Annotated in this window: 15 protein-coding genes; 7 read left to right on the top strand and 8 right to left on the bottom strand. The window is 70.6% G+C overall.

What is annotated here, in order from left to right; all coding sequences use genetic code 11:
* Positions 1 to 677: 677 nt before the first annotated feature.
* Both KHC23_RS19930 and KHC23_RS19925 read right to left on the bottom strand, forming a co-directional pair.
* Positions 678 to 1,391, bottom strand: a complete 714-nt coding sequence (locus KHC23_RS19930; RefSeq protein WP_213375071.1) for a LytR/AlgR family response regulator transcription factor — start codon at positions 1,389 to 1,391, stop codon at positions 678 to 680.
* The gene (locus tag KHC23_RS19925; RefSeq protein WP_213375069.1) at positions 1,376 to 2,509 is read right to left on the bottom strand and encodes a sensor histidine kinase; all 1,134 of its coding nucleotides are present in this window, start codon (positions 2,507 to 2,509) and stop codon (positions 1,376 to 1,378) included. The genes KHC23_RS19930 and KHC23_RS19925 overlap by 16 nt, the downstream gene beginning before the upstream one ends.
* A gap of 213 nt (positions 2,510 to 2,722) precedes the next feature.
* Between KHC23_RS19925 and KHC23_RS19920 the strand changes: the two genes are divergently transcribed.
* The 3 genes from KHC23_RS19920 to KHC23_RS19910 all read left to right on the top strand — a co-directional run bounded on the left by KHC23_RS19920 (position 2,723) and on the right by KHC23_RS19910 (position 10,763).
* Entirely contained in the window at positions 2,723 to 4,474 is a 1,752-nt protein-coding gene (locus KHC23_RS19920; protein WP_213375067.1) for a type I secretion system permease/ATPase, read from the top strand.
* A 14-nt stretch (positions 4,475 to 4,488) separates the two neighbouring features.
* Positions 4,489 to 5,811, top strand: coding sequence for an HlyD family type I secretion periplasmic adaptor subunit (locus KHC23_RS19915; RefSeq protein WP_213375066.1), 1,323 nt, complete (start codon positions 4,489 to 4,491; stop codon positions 5,809 to 5,811).
* A 164-nt stretch (positions 5,812 to 5,975) separates the two neighbouring features.
* Positions 5,976 to 10,763 (top strand): Calx-beta domain-containing protein, encoded by a 4,788-nt coding sequence (locus tag KHC23_RS19910; protein ID WP_213375064.1) that lies wholly within the window; start codon positions 5,976 to 5,978, stop codon positions 10,761 to 10,763.
* Between the two features lie 45 nt (positions 10,764 to 10,808).
* Here the strand turns inward: KHC23_RS19910 and mdoH are convergent, their stop codons facing one another.
* Positions 10,809 to 12,632 (bottom strand): glucans biosynthesis glucosyltransferase MdoH, encoded by a 1,824-nt coding sequence (gene mdoH, locus KHC23_RS19905; protein WP_213375062.1) that lies wholly within the window; start codon positions 12,630 to 12,632, stop codon positions 10,809 to 10,811.
* A gap of 147 nt (positions 12,633 to 12,779) precedes the next feature.
* Here mdoH and KHC23_RS19900 point away from each other — a divergent pair, with 147 nt between their 5' ends.
* From KHC23_RS19900 to KHC23_RS19885, 4 genes are read left to right on the top strand one after another with little or no spacing between them, the layout of a single operon-like run.
* Positions 12,780 to 13,766, top strand: a complete 987-nt coding sequence (locus KHC23_RS19900; protein ID WP_213375060.1) for a zinc-dependent alcohol dehydrogenase — start codon at positions 12,780 to 12,782, stop codon at positions 13,764 to 13,766.
* Positions 13,767 to 13,774: 8 nt separating this feature from the next.
* On the top strand, positions 13,775 to 14,176 hold the full coding sequence (locus tag KHC23_RS19895) for a 6-pyruvoyl trahydropterin synthase family protein (RefSeq protein WP_213375058.1): 402 nt from the start codon (positions 13,775 to 13,777) through the stop codon (positions 14,174 to 14,176).
* Between the two features lie 10 nt (positions 14,177 to 14,186).
* On the top strand, positions 14,187 to 15,233 hold the full coding sequence (locus KHC23_RS19890) for a glycosyltransferase family 4 protein (RefSeq protein WP_213375056.1): 1,047 nt from the start codon (positions 14,187 to 14,189) through the stop codon (positions 15,231 to 15,233).
* Positions 15,230 to 16,075, top strand: a complete 846-nt coding sequence (locus tag KHC23_RS19885) for a class I SAM-dependent methyltransferase (RefSeq protein WP_213375054.1) — start codon at positions 15,230 to 15,232, stop codon at positions 16,073 to 16,075. Before KHC23_RS19890 ends, KHC23_RS19885 begins: the two co-directional genes overlap by 4 nt.
* A 37-nt stretch (positions 16,076 to 16,112) precedes the next feature.
* Here KHC23_RS19885 and KHC23_RS19880 read toward each other — a convergent pair whose 3' ends face one another.
* The 5 genes from KHC23_RS19880 to KHC23_RS19860 form a co-directional block, all read right to left on the bottom strand.
* Entirely contained in the window at positions 16,113 to 16,679 is a 567-nt protein-coding gene (locus KHC23_RS19880; protein WP_213375052.1) for a cytochrome b, read from the bottom strand.
* Positions 16,666 to 17,391 (bottom strand): RibD family protein, encoded by a 726-nt coding sequence (locus KHC23_RS19875; protein WP_213375050.1) that lies wholly within the window; start codon positions 17,389 to 17,391, stop codon positions 16,666 to 16,668. Before KHC23_RS19875 ends, KHC23_RS19880 begins: the two co-directional genes overlap by 14 nt.
* Before the next feature lie 166 nt (positions 17,392 to 17,557).
* The gene (locus KHC23_RS19870) at positions 17,558 to 18,334 is read right to left on the bottom strand and encodes an ABC transporter ATP-binding protein (protein ID WP_213375048.1); all 777 of its coding nucleotides are present in this window, start codon (positions 18,332 to 18,334) and stop codon (positions 17,558 to 17,560) included.
* A complete protein-coding gene (locus KHC23_RS19865) occupies positions 18,331 to 19,368 on the bottom strand; it encodes a FecCD family ABC transporter permease (RefSeq protein ID WP_213375046.1) in 1,038 nt (345 codons plus the stop codon). The genes KHC23_RS19870 and KHC23_RS19865 overlap by 4 nt, the downstream gene beginning before the upstream one ends.
* Positions 19,365 to 20,417 (bottom strand): ABC transporter substrate-binding protein, encoded by a 1,053-nt coding sequence (locus KHC23_RS19860; protein ID WP_213375045.1) that lies wholly within the window; start codon positions 20,415 to 20,417, stop codon positions 19,365 to 19,367. The genes KHC23_RS19865 and KHC23_RS19860 overlap by 4 nt, the downstream gene beginning before the upstream one ends.
* Positions 20,418 to 20,507 lie beyond the last annotated feature (90 nt).

Here is a 20,507-nt window from a genome sequence, read left to right as displayed (position 1 = left end):
AAGCCTGCCGCCAGCGTTCGTTCTGAGCCAGGATCAAACTCTCAAGTTGAATGAGATATCTAAATCCGGCTTTGCGTCGCTACGCTCAAAACCTCTTGACGAGGTTGGAACCAGTCACATCCTTCACAGGATGCGCGGCTCCGAGAACGTAAGACCGCCGAAGTCTCATCCGACTTCCCCGACCGAAACCAGGGAAGTCCGCAAGGACCCCGCCGTCCACGTTTCTCTTTCTTACTCTTCACTTGTCAAACAGCGTGGGCCAAAACCCGCGAGCCGAAGCTCAAATCTCGAAGACCGAAGCCTCCCTACCTATAGGCTCACACCCATAAGCGCATCGACATCTCCCGTCCGGTTTGCACCGGCCGCCGCAACCGCACCAAAGTGGGATGCTACAGAGGAGCGCCAAACCCGCCGTTGCGGTGGCGCCGCGTCGATGGGCGCTTTATAGGCCCGGCCCTCCGCGCCTGTCAACACCCATCACATCAGAAAAATGACAGGCCGCCGACAACGCCCCGAAATGGACGGCGCATGGCCTATCCGGTTGTTTTCGCCGCGCTTTCTTATCCACATGCCGGGCCGGCCTTCACCGGCGGTACCGGGGACGGGCCCGATATCAGGCGTTCGGCGGCCTTGGCCCGATCGCCGCCCCGCAACGTTCTGGAGGAGGCCGCGCCGCCTCAGCCGCGGCGCGCGGACAGCGCCGATTTCAGGCGCGCCGCCGCCGCGCGGCCGAGCCGGATGGGCGCCGCCATGCCCTGCAGCGCGACCTCAACCTCGTCGCGCGAGCGCGCCTCGACGCCGACGATACGCTCGCAATTGACGATGATCGACCGCCCGAGCCGCAGGAAGGGCGGCGATGGCAGCGAGGCTTCGAACTGCCCGAGGCCGCGCAGGATCATCAGGGCCGGCCGCTCGGCGAGAAGGACCCGGCTGAAGTCGCCCTCCGCCCGCACCGCCAGGATGTCGGCCGGCGCACAGCGCAGCACCCGCCCCGGCAGGCGCAGCTCGATGCGCGCGTCAGCGCCCTTGGCAGCGGGTGCCGACAGGCGGCGAACCCGGGCCAGCGCGGTGTCGATCCGCTCCTGCGCCACCGGCTTGAGCAGATAGTCCACCGCCGCGACGGCGAAGGCCTCCACCGCATGCTCGGCATAGGCGGTGACGAACACCACGAGGGGCGGCGTCTCGAGCGCCGCGAGCAGGTCGAAACCGTCGCCGTCGTTCAGCTCGATGTCGAGCAGCACGAGATCGGGCCGGCACTGCCGGATCAGCACGATCGCCTGCGCCAGGCTGTCGGCCTCGCCGACGAGATCGACATCCGCATGCGGCGCCAGCAGGCGGCGCAGCGCCCGGCGGGCCAGCGGCTCGTCGTCGGCGATCAGGACGCGGAGCATGGGTCGCCTTCGAGCACCAGCGTGGCGATCACGCGGGTTGCCTCCCCTTGCGTGGCGGCCCCCTGCCCCGCGCCGTGCTCCCCCGTCGCCTCGGCCAGGCTGAAGGAATGGCGGCCCGGATAGTGTACATCGAGGCGCCGGCGCAGATTGGCGAGGCCGAGCCCATGCGACAGCCGCTTGCGCGGCGTCGGCGCCAGGCGGCCGGTGTTCTCGATGTCGATCCTCAGCGCCGCGCCCTCGGTGCCGACGCGCAGCATCAGCTCCAGCAGGTCCGAGCGGTCGCCGTGCTCCATGGCGTTCTCGGCCAGCGGCTGCAGCAGACCGTTGGCGATCGCCCGCCCGGCGACGGCCGGGTCCATCGCCACCTGCGTGCGCAGCCGCGGGCCGAACCGCGCCTGCTGGATGCGCAGATAGGCCGCCAGCGCAGCGATTTCCGCCTCGACCGGGACCACCGGCGTGCGGATGCCGGCGAGGATGTGCCGGAGATAGTCGGTGAGGTCGCGCAGCATCGCCACCGCGGCGGCGGGATGCTCCGGCACCTCCTCGGCAATGCCGTTCAACGCGTTGAACAGGAAATGCGGGTTGATCTGCAGGCGCAGCTGCTGGATCTCCGCCCGCAGCGCATCGGCCTGGGCGATGCTGGCCGCCTCGTGCTCGATCAGCCGCAGGCGGTCGGCCCGGACCCAGAACAGCAGCAGGCTCCAGCCGAGCAGGATGGCGGTGTAGTAGACGAAGGGAAGCGCGATCTCCTCGACCGGCCGCCAATGCGGGATGCTCCAGCCGAAGGTCTGCCGCGCGGCGGCGATCACCGCCACGACGAGCCCGGCCCCCGCGCAGGAGAGCAGCACGATCCCCAGGAACATCGGCCAATGCAGCCCGCCGCCGGGGAGGAAACGGTCATAGACCCGGCGAAGGCCGGCCGACAGCGTGAACAGGACCGGGCAGACGATGGCGGTCAGGGTCAATGCGGCGGCAATGTCCTGATAGGCGAGCTGCCGGTTGACCATGTCCACCAGCGCGAACAGGCTCCAGCCGATGATCTGGGCCTGCGCGAACGGGCCCGGCCACCGCCACAGGCCGCGGAGGGAAGGGGCGGAAGGCGGGGGAACGCCCGTCATGCCCGGCCCCCGCGCCGCGCCGTGCAACGCCGGCGCCGGCACCGGACCGGCCGGCTCGTCGATTTCTGCGTCACGTTCATCGAGTTGATGCCGCCGCCAGGGTGAGAAGCTGCCTAGCCCATGGCATCTTTCCGCAACGGTGCATAGCCGCTCGCGGGCCGTGCCGATCCATATCCGGGAGTCCGCAAGCGGCCCGCCATCCCGAGGTTCCCGATGGCCCCCGCCTCACCCGCCGCCTCGCTTCCTGCGACACCGCTTCCTGCGGTCGCGCGCGCCCTGTCGTCCTGCCGTGGCGCCTTCCTGGCGGTGGGGGCGTTCTCGGCCGTCATCAACGTGCTGATGCTGTCCGGCTCGCTCTACATGCTGCAGGTCTATGACCGGGTGCTGAGTTCGCGCAGCGTCCCGACCCTGATCGGGCTGTCGCTGCTGCTGCTCGCCGCCTATGCGCTGCAGGGTTTTCTCGACGCGGTGCGGGTGCGGATGCTGGCGCGGATCGGCGCGCGCTTCGACGAGCAGGTGTCGCCGGCGGCCTTCGGCGCGACGCGGCGCCTGTCGCTGGCCGGACGACGGCCGGAAGAAGCGTTGCAGCCGATCCGCGACCTCGACCAGATCCGCGCCTTCCTGTCCTCGCTCGGGCCCACCGCGCTGTTCGACATGCCGTGGATGCCGCTGTTCTTCGCCGGCTGCTTCCTGCTGCATCCCTGGCTGGGCTGGCTGGCGCTCGCCGGCGGCATGGTCATCGTGGCGCTGACCGCGATCACCGAGCTGGCCAGCCGCGCGGCGGCGAAGGCGCAGATGGCGAGCCGTGCCGCCCGCGAGACCCTCGCCGAGGCCAGCCGGCGCAATGCCGAGGTGCTCACCGCCATGGGCATGGCCCCCGCCTTCGAGGGCAGATGGCACGAGGCCAATCTTCGCCATGTGCGCGCGTGGCTGGCGGCGGCCGACCTCACCGGCGGCAGCGGCGCCTTCGCCAAGGTGTTCCGCATGGTGCTGCAGTCGGCCGTGCTCGGGCTCGGCGCCTATCTCGCCATGCATGACGAGATTTCCGGCGGGGCGATGATCGCCGCCTCGATCATGACCTCGCGCGCGCTGGCGCCGATCGAGATCGCCGTCGCCAACTGGAAGGGCTTTGTCGCGGCGCGGCTCGGCGTGCGCCGCCTCGGGCAGGTGCTGGCCCTGCCGGCCATGAACGAGACCGCTCATACCCGCCTGCCCGCGCCCTGCCATGCGCTCACCGCCGACAATCTCGTCGTAGCCGCTCCCGGGCGACAGGCGCCCATCCTCAACGGCATCACGCTGCGGGTGGAGGCGGGCCAGGGCCTCGCGGTCATCGGGCCGAGCGCCTCCGGCAAGTCGACGCTGGTGCGTGCGCTTGTCGGCGTGTGGCGCCCGCTCAAGGGCGAGGTGCGGCTCGACGGGGCGGCGCTCGACCAATGGGCGCCGGAGGCGCTGGGACGGCATGTCGGCTATCTCCCGCAGGATGTCGAGCTGTTCGAGGGAACGGTAGCCGAGAACATCGCCCGCTTCGATCCGCAGGCCACCGACGAGGCCGTCGTCGCGGCGGCCCGGTCGGCCGGTGCGCATGAGCTGATCCTGCGGCTGGAAGAGGGCTACGACACCCGCATCGGCGAGGCCGGCATGACGCTTTCCGGCGGCCAGCGCCAGCGCCTCGGGCTGGCGCGGGCCCTCTACGGGTCGCCCTTCCTGGTGGTGCTCGACGAGCCCAACTCGAATCTCGACCATGACGGCGACGAGGCGCTGACCCATGCCGTCGAGGGGGTGCGGGCGCGCGGCGGCATCGTGCTGATGGTCACCCATCGCCAGAGCGCCATCGCCGGCCTCGACCGCATCGCCATGATGGCGGAGGGCCGCCTTCAGGCCATCGGCCCGAAGGAGGAGGTGCTGGCCAGGCTGGCGCGGCAGGGCGGGCTGCCCGGTATCAAGCGGGCGGCGGTAGCGTCGTGACCAGGGGGGGCGAAATGACGGAGGCGAAGGATACCGACACCGTCTCGGAGTTCGGCGCCGCGCTCCGCACGCTGTGGCTCGCCGGCGGGGCGGCCGTGCTGCTGTTCGCCGGCACCGCCGGCGTCTGGGCGGTCACCACCACCCTCGCCGGTGCCGTCGTCGCCTCCGGCCAGTTCGTCGTCGTCGGCAATGTGAAGAAGGTCCAGCACCCGACCGGCGGCATCGTCGGCGAACTCAGGGTCCGCGAAGGCGACCGGGTCGAGGCCGGCGAGATACTGATCCGGCTCGACGACACCATCACCCGCGCCAATCTGCAGGTCGTCGCCAAGCAGCTCGACGAACTCGCCGCGCGCCGGGCCCGGCTGGTCGCCGAGCGCGACCGCCGCGACACCGTCGCGATCGCACCGGAGCTGGCGCCGCGCCGCCGCGAGCCGGCCATCGCCGAGCTGATCGCCACCGAGCGGAACCAGTTCGACGCCCGCCGCGACGCCCGCGAAGGGCAGAAGGCGCAGCTCGCCCGGCGCATCGGCCAGCTGGAGGACGAGGTGGTGGGGCTGAAGGCGCAGCAGGACGCCCGCGACCGGCAGGCCGGGCTGATCGCCGAGGAACTCGTCGGCGTGCGCGATCTCTACGCCAAGAACCTCGTCGCCATCAGCCGCAAGACCGCGCTGGAGCGCGAGGCCGCCGAACTCGACGGCGAGAAGGGCCGGCTCATCGCGGCCCGCGCGCAGGCCGAGGGCAAGATCGCCGAGATCCGGCTGCAGATCATCGAGATCGGCGACGTGCTGCGCGAGGCGGTGATGAAGGAACTGAGCGAGATCCAGGCCCGGATCGCCGAGTTCGTCGAGCGCCGCGTCGCGGCCGAGGACCAGCTCGCCCGCGTCGACATCCGCGCGCCGAGCGCCGGCCACGTGCACCAGCTCGCCGTCCACACGGTCGGCGGCGTCATCAGCCCGGCCGAGCCCGTCCTGCTGATCGTGCCGGCAGAGGAGGCGCTGGAGGTGGAGGCACGGGTCAACCCGCCGGACATCGACCAGATCACGCCCGGCCAGGAGGCGCAGGTGAGGATCCACGCCTTCAACCAGCGTACCACGCCGCAGCTCGCGGGCCGCGTCACCCGGATCGCAGCCGACACCAGCCGCGACGCGCAGACCGGCGCGCTCTTCTATACCGTCCGCGTGGCGATCGCCGCCGGGGAGCGCGCGCGCCTCGCCCCGCAGCACATCGGCGCCGGCATGCAGGCCGACGTGTTGCTGCGCACCGAGGATCGCACGCCGCTGCAATACCTCCTCAAGCCGCTGAAGGACCAGATCGCGCGCGCGTTCCGCGAGCGGTGAGCACGCCGGCGCGCCGAGGACCGTCCGCCGCTGCCACGCTCGTCGATTTCTGCGCCGCCTTCGTCGACTGGCGGGCCGCCCCACGGTGATGATGACGCAAGGTCGTGGCATGGCTTTGCAGGCTCGCGGGGTGAGCGGGCGCAAGGCGAAGAGCGGGGGCAGACATGGCCGGAACCATCTACTCGGCGGAATTGCCGGCGTCGGGCGAGCGGCGCATCGAGGGCTTCGATCCGGCGACCGACAAGCTCGACCTCGGGTCGAATTCGGTGCACGCCTTCATCGTGGTCGACACCGCCGAAGGCGTCGCCTTCATGGACCCGTGGACCGGCAAGCAGACGCTGATCGTCGGCGTCTCGCTCGGCCAGCTCACCGTCGACAGCTTCGTGCCGGTGGAGAACGATCACCTGCGGCAGGATCTCAGCGGCGCGCTGGCCTGGGAGCACGGCATCACGGCTGCCCCCCACACGGTCTATGCCCGCTCGCACGAGATCGGGCAGATCGACCGCGTGGCCTTCGACCCCGAAACCGACGTCGTCGATTTCCGCTATTACGGCTCACGCGAGCAGATCTACATGGTGGATGGCGCCGAGGGCGTCGTCATCGGCAACTACACCACCGGCCAGACGCTGATCCTGCAGGGCACCACGGTCGCCGAGCTGTCGCCCGAGAACTTCCTGTTCCATTTCGCGCAGGCCCGCGAGGACCGGCTGTGGTCGCAGCTCGGCTTTTCGCAGGTGCCGGACTCGCAGGTCATCGGCCGCGACGACATCCCCACCGTCGGCACCGACGCCTGGCCGAGCGCCGCCGGCCCCGGCAGCCCGCCGAGCGGCGACGCGGGCACGACCTACCTGATCGACTGGAATTACGGCGTCGACGCCGTGCTCGCCTTCGATCCCGCCACCGACCGGCTCGACTTCATGTATTTCCGCCCCGGCGAGTTCACCGTCGCCGAGGTGGACGGCTCGGTGGTCATCACCATCGTCGGGCAGAACCAGACCTATAGGCTCGACGGCGTGTCGCTCGCCGCGCTCGACTACAACAACATCGTCGCGGTGGAGGACGCCACCTACCAGACCTGGCGCGGGCTGATCGAAGCGGCGAAGGCCGCCGAGCCGGACGACCGGCCCACGCTCGGCGTCGCCGACGCGCAGGTCTCCGAGGGTGACGGCGGACAGAGCCTCGTCACCTTCACCGTCACCCTGTCCAAGGCGGCGGCGGGGGTGGTGAGCGTGGACTATTCCACCCTCAACGGCACCGCGCTGGCCGGTTCGGACTACCAGCCCGCGCTCGGAACGCTGGTGTTCCAGCCCGGCGAAACCACCAAGGCCGTCACCGTGACGGTCAATGGCGACACCGGCTTCGAATTCGACGAGAGCTTTGACCTTGTGCTGTCCTCGCCCTCCGGCGCCACGCTCGCCGACGGGCGGGCGACCGGCACCATCGTGAACGACGACGCGCAGGCGCCCGGCGTGCCGCCCGCGATCTCGGTCGCCGACCTCACCATCGCCGAGGGCGACGGCGCGCATGTGCATTTCATGTTCATGGTGACGCTCGACAAGGCGTCGACCGAGCCGGTGACGGTGCAGTACCGCACGGCGAACGGCACCGCGCTGGCCGGCGCCGACTACGCCGCGACCACCGGCACCATCACCTTCGCGCCGGGTGAGACGGCCAGGCAGCTGCATGTCGACGTGATCGGCGACCTCGTCGCCGAGGCCGATGAGCGCTTCACCGTGATCCTGTCCGACGCCACCGGCGCCACCATCGCCGACGACACCGCGACCGGCACGCTTCTCAACGACGACACGTCCGCCCCGCCGGCCGGCGGCGACGCGGTGGCGTTCAAGGTCAACGACAATTGGGGCGCCGGCTTCGTCGGCCAGATGACGCTGACGCCGGAAGCGTCGCTGAACGGCTGGACGGTGGAGTTCGACGCCTCCTTCGACATCTCCAACATCTGGAACGCCGAGATCGTCAGCCATGTCGGCGACCATTACGTCATCCGCAACGCGGCGTGGAACGGCAAGGTCGCGGCGGATGGCACGGTGGAGTTCGGCTTCCAGGCCTCGCCCGGCGGCGCCGCCGTCACGGCCGACGACTTCATCGTCAATGGCCGCGCCGTGGGCGAGCCCGGCGGCGAGCCGGAGCCCATGCCGCCGGCCATCTCCGTCGCCGATGCCGGCGTCACCGAGGGCGATGACGGGATGGCCCACCTCGCCTTCACCGTCACCCTGTCGCAGGCGGCGAGCGGGCCGGTGAGCGTCGCCTATGCGACCGCCGACGGCACCGCAACCGCCGGGCAGGACTATCAGGCGCTGTCGGGCACGCTCGACTTCGCCCCCGGCGAGACCTCGAAGACCGTGCATGTGATGGTCCGGGGCGACACCCTGGTGGAGGGCAACGAGACGCTGACGCTGACCCTCTCCAGCCCCTCCGGCGCCACCATCGCCGACGGCACGGCCATTGGGACCATCGTCAATGACGACGTGGCGCCGCCCCCGGTGGTCTCCGTGTCCGACGCCACCGTGGTGGAGGGCGATGCCGGAGCGGGCGGGGGCGCGGATGGCTGGTTCTCCACCTCCGGCAACCAGATCGTCGATTCCGCCGGCAACCCGGTGAAGATCGCCGGGGTCAACTGGTTCGGCCTCGAATCCACCAACGCCTCGCCGCATGGCGTCTGGACGCGGTCCTTCACCGAGATGATGGACCAGATGAAGGAGCTGGGCTTCAACACCATCCGCCTGCCCTTCGCCTCCGACACGCTGCACGCCTCCAGCGCCAGCGGCATCGACTATTCGCAGAACCCGGAACTCCAGGGACTGAGCCCGCTGGAAATCATGGACGCGGTGATCGCCTATGCCGGCGAGATCGGCCTGAAGGTGATCCTCGACCATCACCGCTCCTCTTTCGGCGCCGGCACCTCGGATAACGGCCTCTGGTACGATTCCGCGCATACCGAGGCGCAGTGGATCGACGACTGGCAGATGCTGGCGGCACGCTATGCCGACAACCCCGCCGTGATCGGCGCCGACCTCCACAACGAGCCCTACAACGGAACCTGGGGCGGCGGCGGCGCCAACGACTGGGCGGCGGCGGCCGAGCGCGCCGGCAATGCCATCGGCGAGGTCAACCCGAACTGGCTGATCCTCGTCGAGGGCGTCGGCTCCTATGACGGCGAGAGCTACTGGTGGGGCGGCAATCTCCAGGGCGTGCGCGACCGGCCGATCGAACTCGATGTGCCCGGCAAGCTGGTCTATTCCGCCCATGACTACGGCAATTCTGTCTACGAGCAGCCCTGGTTCCAGGACCCCGACTTCGCCCAGGACCTGCCGGCGAAGTTCGACGAGATGTGGGGCTATATCTACCGCGAGAACATCGCGCCGGTGTTCATCGGCGAGTTCGGCACCAGGCTGGAGGACCCCAAGGACGCCCCCTGGCTGGAGGCGCTGACCTCCTACATGGCCGGCGACTTCGACAATGACGGCACCATCGACCTGCCGGCCGGCGCGCAGGGCATCAGCTGGACCTACTGGTCGTGGAACCCCAATTCCACCGATACCGGCGGCATCCTCGCCGATGACTGGCGCACCGTGCACACCGACAAGCTCGCCTATCTCGAGCCGATCCAGTTCGAGCTCGGCGAGGGCGGGGATGGCGCCGGCTCCACCGCCTATGCCGTGTTCACGGTGAGCCTCTCGGCCGCCGCCGCCGAGGCGGTGACGGTGGATTTCCACACCGTTTCCGGCGACGCCGGCGCGGGCGACTACACCGCCGCGAGCGGCACGCTGACCTTTGCGCCCGGCGAGACGAGCAAGACGGTCCGTGTCGCCATCACCGGGGACCCGTTGGTGGAGGGCGACGAGCAGTTCTCGCTCGTGCTCACCGATGCGCAGGGCGCGGTGATCGGCATTGCCGAAGGCATCGCGACCATCGTCGACGACGACATCGCGGCACCGGACCTGCCGGGCCTCAGCGTCAGCGACACCGCCGCCCCGGAGGGAAGCGCCGACGCGCCGGGCCTGCTCACCTTCACGGTGAGCCTGTCGGCCGCCGCCGAGGGGCCGGTGAGCGTCCGCTACGCCACCGCCAACGGCTCAGCGGTGGCCGGGCTCGACTATGAGGCGCTGTCCGGCACGCTCACCTTCGCCGCCGGCGAGACCTCGAAGACCGTCAGCGTGCCGCTGATCGGCAACGGTGTGGTCGAGGGCAACGAGACCTTCACCCTCGCCCTCTCCGACCCGTCCGGCGCCACTCTCGTCGATGGCGCGGGCCGCGGCACCATCCAGAACGACGACGTCGCCACGCCTCCACCAGCCGGCGGCGACGCGGTGGCGTTCAAGGTCAACGACAATTGGGGCGCCGGCTTCGTCGGCCAGATGACGCTGACGCCGGAGGCGTCGCTGAACGGCTGGACGGTGGAGTTCGACGCCTCCTTCGACATCTCCAACATCTGGAACGCCGAGATCGTCAGCCATGTCGGCGACCATTACGTCGTCCGCAACGCGGCGTGGAACGGCAAGGTCGCGGCGGATGGCACGGTGGAGTTCGGCTTCCAGGCCTCGCCCGGCGGCGGCGCCGTCACAGCCGACGATTTCGTCGTCAATGGCCGCGCCGTGGGCGAGGAGGCCCCGCTCGCGCGCCTCGCCGTGGCCACGCTCAGCGACGACCTGATCGACGCCTCGATGACGCTGGTCGAGAGCCGGCCCAACGATTTCACCGCCGAGGTGGTCATCCACAATGACGGCGCGGCGGTGGAGGGCTGGACGCTGGCGATCGAGACGCCGTTCGAGATCGCCGCGATCCATGGCGCGGAAATCGTCTCACGCGACGAGGATGGCTACGTCGTGCGCAACCTCGCCGCCAACGCCGTGATCGCACAGGGCGACGAGGTCCACTTCGAACTGGTCGGGCACGGCACCTTCGACGCCTCGCAGTTCGACTTCCTGATCTGAGCCTGTTCGCCCCGGCCGCACGCCCGCCGGCCGGGGCGGCGGCCGTCAGGAATTCGTCGCCAGCGCCGGGGAGGAAGGGGTCCAGTCCATCCGACCGGTGGGCTGGAGTTCCTCCGGCGTCGCGCACAGGCCGGCGCGCGCCAGCCACCGGCCGAGAGCGGGCTCGGAGGTCAATACCGCGAAGGGCACCGCACCGAGGAGGCCGACCAGCACCGGCAGCGCCCAGAGCAGGGCGGCGGGGGCGAAGACCCACAGCAGGCCGCCGAGAAGGCTGCCGAACAGCAGTTGCGGCCACAGCCCGGCGAAGGCGGTGCGCCACGACAGCCGCGTCGCGTCGCGCGACTGCGCCTCCCAGGTCACCGTCCGGCCGAAGGCGAGGCCGACCATGAACAGCGCGATGCGGAAGGCGACGACCGGACCGAGCAGCACGGAGAACAGGAACTCGGCCAACGCGCCGCCGAGCAGCCTGCCGGTGCCGCCATAGCGCTGCCGCTCGCCCGGGCGGAGCAGCACGTCGGCAAGGCCGGCGAGCTTCGGCGCCAGGCTCATCAGGAAGGTCGCGACGAACAGGGTGATCCCGAGTTCCACCGGAAACGGCGCATCGGAACGCCCGGTGTCGAACACCTTGAGCGCGGCAAGCGCGATGAAGGCGATCCAGGCGAAGGCGCCGACATACATCAGGATCGCCCAGGCGATCTGGAAGCGGCTCATCGGCTTGAGCCCGGGCATGGCGATCAGCCGCCAGTACTGCATGTTGCCCTGGCACCAGCGCAGGTCGCGGCGGGTGAACTCGGTCAAATGCGGCGGGTTCTCCTCGAAGCTGTCCATCTCCTCCGGCAGCACCCGCACCTCATAGCCGGCGCGGCGCATCAGCACCGCCTCGATCTGGTCGTGCGAGAGGATGTGCCCGGCGAGCGGCCCCCTGCCGGGCAGCACCGGCAGCGCGCAATGCGCCTTGAACGGGGCGATGCGGATCACCGCATTGTGCCCCCAATACGGGCCGCAATCGCCCGCCCACCAGGACGCGCCCATGGTGTAGGAGCGCATGCCGTGGCGCATGCCGAACTGGAAGATACGGGCGAAGGGCGAGCGCGAGGGCAGGCCCACCACGAGGCTCTGCAGGATGCCGAGCCGCGGATTGGCCTGCATGACGCGCACGAGACGCAGCATGGTCGAGGCGCCGATCAGGCTGTCGGCGTCGAGCACCAGCATGAAATCGTGCGCATCGCCCCAGCGCTCGAGGAAATCGCGGATGTTGCCGGCCTTGAAGCCGGTGTTCTCAAGGCGCCGGCGGTAGCTGAGGGACACGCCCTCGCCCAGCGAAGCCCGCCACGCGGCGAAGATCCTCTCCTCGGCGGCGGCGATGGCGGGATCCGTGGTGTCGGACAGCACGAACCAGGCGAAACGCCCGCCGGCGCCGGCGGCCGCGAGATCCGCCTGCATCGCCCGCAGGCGGGCAAAGGCCCGCTCGGGATCCTCGTTGCGCAGCGTCATCACCACCGCGACCCGCGCGGTGATGGGCGCGTCGTCGGCCGCCCTGCCGGCATAGGGATAGACCGACGCCCGCGCGTCGCCGGGGCCGTGCAGCAGCCACAGGCCGATCAGCGCGTTCCAGAAGCCGAGGATGGTCCAGGGCGTGGAGAGGCAGAAGGCGGCGAGCAGCAGCCCGTCGAGCAGCGTGAACCCGCCATGGCCGAGGAGTTGGGCAAAGAGCGCGACCAGCCCGGCATAGGTCGCCGCGTTGAGCGTCAACACGAAAGCACGCCGGCGAAACAACTGCCGCAATGATTGCACCCCGGTCGGCGTTCGGCGCTCGGCTATCTCGGCGGCGGGCGGCAGCCCCTCCGCAATCTTTTCATTCAGACTCATGCCTGTACCCTGTCCCCGAACCGGACGCGCTTACGACGCCACTCTAGCTTGTACGCAGCCCAGCGGCCGCGGTTCACGCGGATGTGGGGACATAACGGCACTGTGTGGCTGTTATGGAGTGCGATACGGCAAAGAGGGCAACCCGTCATGACAGAATCGGCCGATACGGATTCGCGGCAGCTCTGGTGCGTGGCGCCGGGGTGCTACGAGCTGCGCCATGCCCCGCTCGGCGGGCGGGGACCCGACATGCTGACCGTGCGGACCCTCGCCTCCGGCGTCAGCCGCGGCACCGAGCGCCTGGTGCTGGAGGGCCGCGTTCCGCCGGGCGAACATCAGCGCATGCGGGCGCCGCTGCAGAACGGCGATTTTCCCTTTCCGGTCCAGTATGGCTATCAGAGCGTCGGGATCGTCGAGGCCGGGCCGGACGGATGGACCGGCCGCACCGTCTTCGCCCTGCACCCGCATCAGGATGTCTATCGGCTGCCGGCCACGGCGGCGCTGCCGCTGCCCGCCGGGCTTCCTCCCACGCGCGCCACGCTGGCGGCGAACATGGAGACCGCCCTCAACGCGATGTGGGATTCCGGCGCCGGCCCGGGCGATCGCATCACGATCGTCGGCGGCGGGGTGATCGGCCTGCTGCTGGCCGCGCTGGCCGCAAGGCTGCCCGGCGCCGATGTCACGCTGGTCGACGTGAACCCCGGCCGGGCAGAGCTGGCGCGAAGCCTCGGCGCGGCGTTCGCCCTGCCCGATGCGGTCGGCGACGATGCCGACATCGTGTTCCACACCAGCGCGACCGAAGCGGGGTTGAAGACCGCCCTTGCCGCCGGCGGCGTCGAGGCGCGGGTCGTCGAGGTCAGCTGGTATGGCGACCGCGTCCCGGCCGTGCCTCTCGGCGAAAGTTTTCACAGCCGGCGGCTGCAACTGATCGGCTCGCAGGTAGGCTCCGTATCCGCGACGCGACGGCCGCGCTGGCCGCATGCGCGCCGGCTCGCCAAGGCGCTTGTTCTGCTGGACGATGCGCGCCTGGACCGGCTGGTCACCCATGTGGTCCCGTTCGCCCAGGCCCCGGCGCGGCTGCCGGAACTTCTGACCGAGCGGGCGGACGCGCTGGCGATCCTGCTCGATTACCGATGAGGAATGCCATGTACAGTGTCGAAGTCCGCGACCGCATCATGATCGCCCACTCGCTGCCCGATCCGTTCTTCGGCCCGGCGCAGGGCCTGCACGGGGCGACCTTCGTCGTCGACGTCGCCTTCTTTCGGGAGGAACTGACGGTCAGGAACGTCGTGGTCGACATCGGCGCGGCGCTCGACGTGCTGAAGCAGACGCTGCGGCCCCTCGCCTACCAGAATCTCGACAGCCTGCCGGAATTCGCCGGCCGGCTCACCACCACCGAGTTCCTGGCCCGGCACATCTTCGATGCGATGGCCGCCGCCGCCCGCGCCGGCGCGCTGGGCGAGGAGGCGGATGGCCTGTCGAAGATCCGCGTCACCCTGCACGAGACCGACCTCGCCCGCGCCAGCTTCGAAGCCGGCCTTCGCTGAGGCGCGCCGCGTGACCGGTTTCGCCTTCGCCATTCCCGGCGACATCGAACTTGCCACCGGGGGCTATGCCTATGACCGCCGGGTGATCGCCGAATGCCGGCGCGCCGGCTGCCCGGTCACGCCTCTCGCCCTGCCGGACGGCTTTCCGTTCCCCACGCCCGACGAACTGGCGCGCAGCGTGCAACGGCTCGGCGCCCTCGCGCCCGGCCTGCCCGTGCTGATCGACGGCCTCGCCTTCGGCGCCCTGCCCGCGCCGCTGCTGCGCGGCCTGCGGCGTCCGCTGGCGGCGCTGGTGCACCATCCGCTGGCCTGCGAGGCCGGGCTGGATGGCCGGCAGAAGGCGGCGCTGCGCGCCAGCGAACGCGCCGCGCTGGCCGAGGCGGCGGCGGTGATCGCCACCAGCCCCTCCACAGCCCGGCTGCTGGCGCAGGACTATGGCGTCCCGGCCGGGCGGCTCTCGGTCGCCGTGCCCGGCACCGATCCCGCCCCCCGCGCACGCGGCACCGGGCAGCCCCTGCGCCTGCTCTGCGTCGGCGCGGTGATCCCGCGCAAGGCCCATGGCGTGCTGGTCGACGCCCTCGCCGCCCTCGTCGCGCGTGACTGGACCTGCCACATCGTCGGCGCCACCGACCGCGACGCCGGGGAGACGGCCCGCGTGCGGCAGCGCATCGCGGCGCATGGGCTGGAGAGGCGCATCCGCCTGACCGGCGCGCTGGCGCCGGAGGCGCTCGCCGACGAATTCGACGCCGCCGACCTGTTCGTCACCGCCTCGCTGTTCGAGGGGTTCGGCATGGGGCTGGCCGAGGCACTTGCCCGCGGCCTGCCGATCGTGGCGACCCGTGCCGGCGCCATTCCCGAGACGGTGCCGCCGGCGGCCGCGCTGCTGGCCGCGCCCGACGATGCCGGCAGCCTCGCGGAGGCGATCCGCCTGATACTCGACCATCCGGACCGGCGGCGCCTGAAGGCGGAGGCGGCGTGGCGCCACGCGCAGACCCTTCCGGACTGGGCCGGAACCGCCGCCCTCATCAGGGGCGCCCTGGAGGAGATTGTCCAATGAGCGGCTTCGATGCCGACTGGCTGGCCCTGCGCGAGCCGGTCGACCACGCCTCGCGCAATGCCGAGCTTGCGGCCCGGGTGCGCGCGCATTTCGCCGGCCGCGCCGCGCTGACCGTCGTCGATCTCGGCTGCGGCACCGGGTCCAATCTGCGCGGCCTCGCCCCGCTGCTGCCGCCGTGCCAGCACTGGCACCTGATCGACGGCGACCCCGCTTTGCTGAAGGCGGCCGGGCGCCGCCTCGGCGGCTGGGCCGACAGCGCCAGCCCCACCGAGACCGGCATCAGGCTGGAGAAGGACGGGCGCCGGATCGAGGTGCGGTTCGAGTGCGCCGACCTGACCGCCCGCGCCCTCGACTTCGCCGATAGCGGCGATGCCGGCGCCGAGCTGGTGACGGCGGCCGCGCTGTTCGACCTGGTGTCGGAGGCGTGGCTGGAACGGCTCGTCGCCGGCCTCGCCCTGCGGCGGGTGCCGCTCTATGCGGTGCTGAACTATGATGGTGCGGCGCGGTGGCAGCCCGCCGATCCGCTCGACGCGGCGACGGTCGCCGCCTTCAACCGCCACCAGCGCGGCGACAAGGGCTTCGGTCCCGCGCTGGGGCCCGCCGCCGGCGAGGCTCTGGCGCATCTTCTGGCGCAGCAGGGTTATCGCTCATGGTCCGGCGACAGCCCGTGGGAACTCGGCGCCGCCGATTCCGGCCTCATCGCCGCCCTCACCGCCGGCGTCGCCCGGGCTGCCGGCGACATCGAGCCGGCCCGGCACGCCGCCTTTGCCGACTGGGCGCGGCGGCGCGCCAGCGCGCAGGCGGTGACGATCGGCCATCAGGACATCTTCGCCCACGCCTGAGCGCAGGAGCCAGCAGCGCAGGGTCAGCAGCGCAGGGTCAGTTCAGCGGCCACATCCGCCGCATCACGCCGTCGCGCTTGACGAACCGATGGAACAGCGCGGCGGCGATGTGCAGGAGGGCGAGCAGGCCGAGAAGCTGCGCCAGCAGCCCGTGCAGGCCGAGGATGCGGTTCGCCAGCGGCTCGTCCGGCGGCAGGATGGCCGGCAGGTTGAACAGGCCGAACACATCCAGCGCCGGATAGGCGGACACGCCGGCCCAGCCCAGCAGCGGCACGACGAGCAGCAGGAGGTACAGCCCGGCATGGACGGCACCCGACACCAGCCGCTCGACCGGGGTCAGCGTCACCACCGGCGGTGGCGCGCCGCGCCGCAGCCGGACCAGCACCCGCAGCACGATGAGCCAGAGCACGAGGAAGCCGAGCAGCTTGTGCAGGCTGTAGAGCGAGCCGGTCAGGGCATCGAAATTGGTCGCCTCGCCGCGCGCGACCATGTAGAGCCCGAGCGGAATCAGGCATACGACAAAGATGGCCACCATCCAGTGCAGCAGGCGGGCGGTGAAGCCATAGCGGGCCGGCACGGCACTGCTTTCGTCAAAGACCGGCATGTTCCGCCCCCGTTTCGGCGCTGCGAAGGTCGCAGTCGCAGAGAATATTGCCGTCGTCGAGAAGAAAGGTCCGTGACCGTGGGCGCAAGGCGTCCTCGATGCCGTCGATGGGCTTCAGTTCCAGGCCCGGCCGCCCCGAGCCGAGGATGATCGGGGCGAGGCAGATATGCAAACGGTCGACCAGCCCGGCATCGATGAACCGGGAGATGGTCGACGCCCCGCCCTCGATCAGGATGGTCCGGTGCCCGCGCGCCACCAGCGCGGCGAGCAGCCTTTCCGGCTCGAACAGGTCCGGCGCGCCATCGGCGCCGATACGGTCGACCTGGTCCGGCCATCCCGCCGCGTTTTCCGAGAACACAATCCGGTGACATCCATCGTCCCGCAGCCATTTGGCGTCGCGCGGCGACCGACCGGTGCGGTCGATGACCGCCCGCGCCGGGCTGCGTCCGGGCACGCGGCGGGTGGTGAGCTGGGGGTCGTCGGCCATGATGGTGCCGACGCCGACGACCACCACATCGGCCAGGGCCCGCAGCCGGTGCAGGTGGTCCAGTCCGGAAACACCGTTGATATCGCGCGACTTTCCCGTCGGCGTGGCGATCCGCCCGTCCAGCGACTGGCCGAGCTGGGCGACGACAAAGGGCGCCTTGCCGTGCCGCAGAATCGGCTCATAAAGGGCGGAAAGTGGATCGGTCGGTACTTCGCGACGATTCAAGACGGGCTCCCGCGGCTCGCACTACAGCATACAGGCCGGTACGGCGCGCCGACAGGTTCGGTCGCGCGGACACGGCATCCGCAGCTATTACGTGCGAAATGCCGAAATGGCCTCCGCGAAAAAGCTCAGGGAATCGATTTCTGCATCCGCCGGCCGGCGCCGCGCGTCACGTTCCCGGTTCATGATCCATGACATAGGCGATATGGCGATGCCCGGCCTCGTCGCACCGGATCTCGACCGCGATCCCGAATACCCGCGCGATCCGTTCCGGCGTCAGCACGCTTGCCGGCATCCCTGCCGCCACCAGCCGCCCCTCATGCAGCACGGCGATCTCGTCGCAGAACAGCGAGGCGAGGTTGAGGTCGTGCAGGGCGATGACGCAGGTGAGCCTGAGACGGCGGACCAGCGCCAGGATGGAGAGCTGGTGCCGGATGTCGAGATGGTTGGTGGGCTCGTCCAGGATCAGTTCGCGCGGCTCCTGTGCCAGCGCGCGGGCGATGTGGACCCGCTGGCGCTCGCCGCCCGAGAGCGTGTGCCAGAGCTGGTCGTGCCGCTCGGAGAGACCCACGCGCGCCAGCGCCGCGTCGACCGCCCGCTCGTCCTCGGCGCTCCAGGAGGCAAAGGCGGCGCGATGCGGCGTTCGCCCGAGCCGCACCACGTCGCACACGGTGAGTTGCACCTCGGTGGTCGCCTGCTGCTCGACGAAGGCGAGGCGCTTCGCCAGCTCATGGCGCGGCAGATCGGCGATGTCCCGCGAATCGAGACTCACCACCCCGCTCGCCACCCGGCGCAGCCGGCAGAGCAGGCGCAGCAGGCTCGACTTGCCCGAGCCGTTGGGGCCGATCAGCCCGAGCACCCGGTTCGGCGCGACGTCGAGCGTCACGCCGTCGACGATCATCCGCCCGCCGGCGCCCCAGCGCACATCATGGGTGGCGAGGGTCATGCCGGCCGCCTCGCCCGGTAGAGGATGAAGGCGAAGGCCGGCGCGCCGAACAGGGCGGTGACGATGCCGATCGGCAATATCTGCTGCGGCACGAGAATGCGCGAGAGAATGTCGGCGAGAACCATGAACACGCCGCCGATGACGAGGCACGCCGGCAGCAGGCGGGCATGGGCCGGCCCGACCAGGAAGCGCGCGGCATGGGGAATGACGAGGCCGACGAAGCCGACCGTGCCGACGATGGCGACCATGGTGGCGGTCAGCAGCGCGGTGGTCGCGAACAGCACGACGCGCACCCGCCCCACCGCCACCCCGAGCGAGGCTGCCGCATCAGCGCCGAAGGCAAAGGCGTCGAGCGCCTTGGCGTGGACCATGCAGACCAGGAATCCGAGCAGCGCTAGGGGGGCGGCGACCAGGAGATCGGGCCAACGCACGCCACCGAAATTGCCCAGCAGCCAGAACATCACGCCGCGCGCCTGCTCGGCGCTGGCCAGCGTGGTGACGATGGTCGCGGTCGCCGCGTTGAACAGCTGCGAGCCGGCGACACCGGCGAGGATCACCCGGTCGCTGGCGCCGCCCGCCCCGGAGGCGAGCAGCGCGACGAGGACGAGCGCGGCCACCGCGCCGAGGAACGCCCCGCCGGAAAGCCCGAGCGTCGCCCCGCCAAAGCCGAGGATCATCACGCACACCGCCCCCGTCGAGGCCCCGGCCGAGACGCCGAGAATATAGGGCTCGGCCAGCGGGTTGCGCAGCAGCGCCTGCAGGATGGCGCCGGAAAGCGCGAGCGCGCCGCCGCACAGCGCCGCCATCAGCGCCCGGCTCAGCCGGTACTCGAAGATCACCCCCTGCTGGATCGCGCTGACGGGGTAGCCGAGATCGAACAGCCCGTTGCCCAGCGCGCGGAAGGCCACCGGCAAAGGGATCGCCATCTCGCCCACCGTTACCGCCAGCGCGATGGCGAAGATCAGCGCGGCCAGGGAGAGGGCGGCGAGGACAAGCCGCGCCGGCCAGTTCGGCCCGATGACGAGATGGCTCAATTGACCAGACCGAAGCCTTCGACCGCCCGGGCGATCGCCTCGATGCCGTCCACCGTGTCCATGCCCGGCCGGGTGGCGCCGACATCGACGATGACGATCCGGTTGTTCTTCACCGCCGAGAGCTGGCTGGCGACCGGGTCGATCTTCAGGAAGTCGAGCTTGGCGGCGATGTCGTCGGCGGGGAAGCGGCGGCGGTCCATCTTCACCAGCACCAGCACGTCGGGATCGGCGGCGGCGATGGTCTCCCAGCCCACCAGCGGCCATTCCTCGTCGGTGGTGATGATGTTGCGCGCGCCGAGCTGGGCCATGACATAGGCCGGCACGCCGTTCCTGCCGGCGAGGAAGGCGTCGCCCTTGATGTCCTTGCTGGAGAACCACAGCGCCATCGACACGTCCCTGGCCTTCAGGCTCGCGACGGTGCGGGCGGCGGCTTCCTCGCGCGCCTTCAGGGTGGCGACCAGCGCCTCGGCGCGCGCCGACACGTCGAAGATCGCGCCATATTCGCGGATGTTCCGGTACAGCAGCTCGGTCGAATACATCCGCGTGCGCACACCGTCGCCGGCCCCGGTGTTGTCCTTGCCGACGCAGTCGGTCGGCGAGACATAGGCGGGCACCTTCACCCCCTCGAACTGGTCGCGCTTGCCGACGATGCCGTTCGGGCCGATGTGCCATTCATACATGGCGACCACGAGATCCGGCTCCTGCCCGACCACCGCCTCGAAGCTGGGGTCGTTGTCGGCGAGCCGCTTCACGCCGGCATTCACCGCCGCATAGGGCGCGGCGACCGGGCCGAACCACAGCGCCGTGGCGACCACGCGGTCGCCGAGGCCGAGCGCGTAGAGGATCTCGGTCTGCGCCTGCCCGATGCTGACCACGCGCCGGGGCGCGTGCTCGATCACCACCGGGTGGCCGCAATTCTCCAGCGTCAGCGGGTACTGCGTCGGCGCGGCAATGGCACCCCCGCCGAGCGCCGGGCCGGCGAGCAGGCCGAGCGCCAGCGTGAGAGCACGGGCCGGCCGCGCGCATGAATCGAAGACTGTCCTGAACATTGGTTCACCGCTTCCCTGAAGGAAGACGGGAAGCGCAAAGGGAACCGGCGCGCCTGCGGACCCGAAAATCCACACCCCGCCGGCAACCTC

Origin of the sequence: Ancylobacter dichloromethanicus (assembly GCF_018390645.1) — a bacterium.
Classification (GTDB): domain Bacteria; phylum Pseudomonadota; class Alphaproteobacteria; order Rhizobiales; family Xanthobacteraceae; genus Ancylobacter; species Ancylobacter dichloromethanicus.
This window is presented reverse-complemented; position numbering and strand designations above follow the sequence as displayed.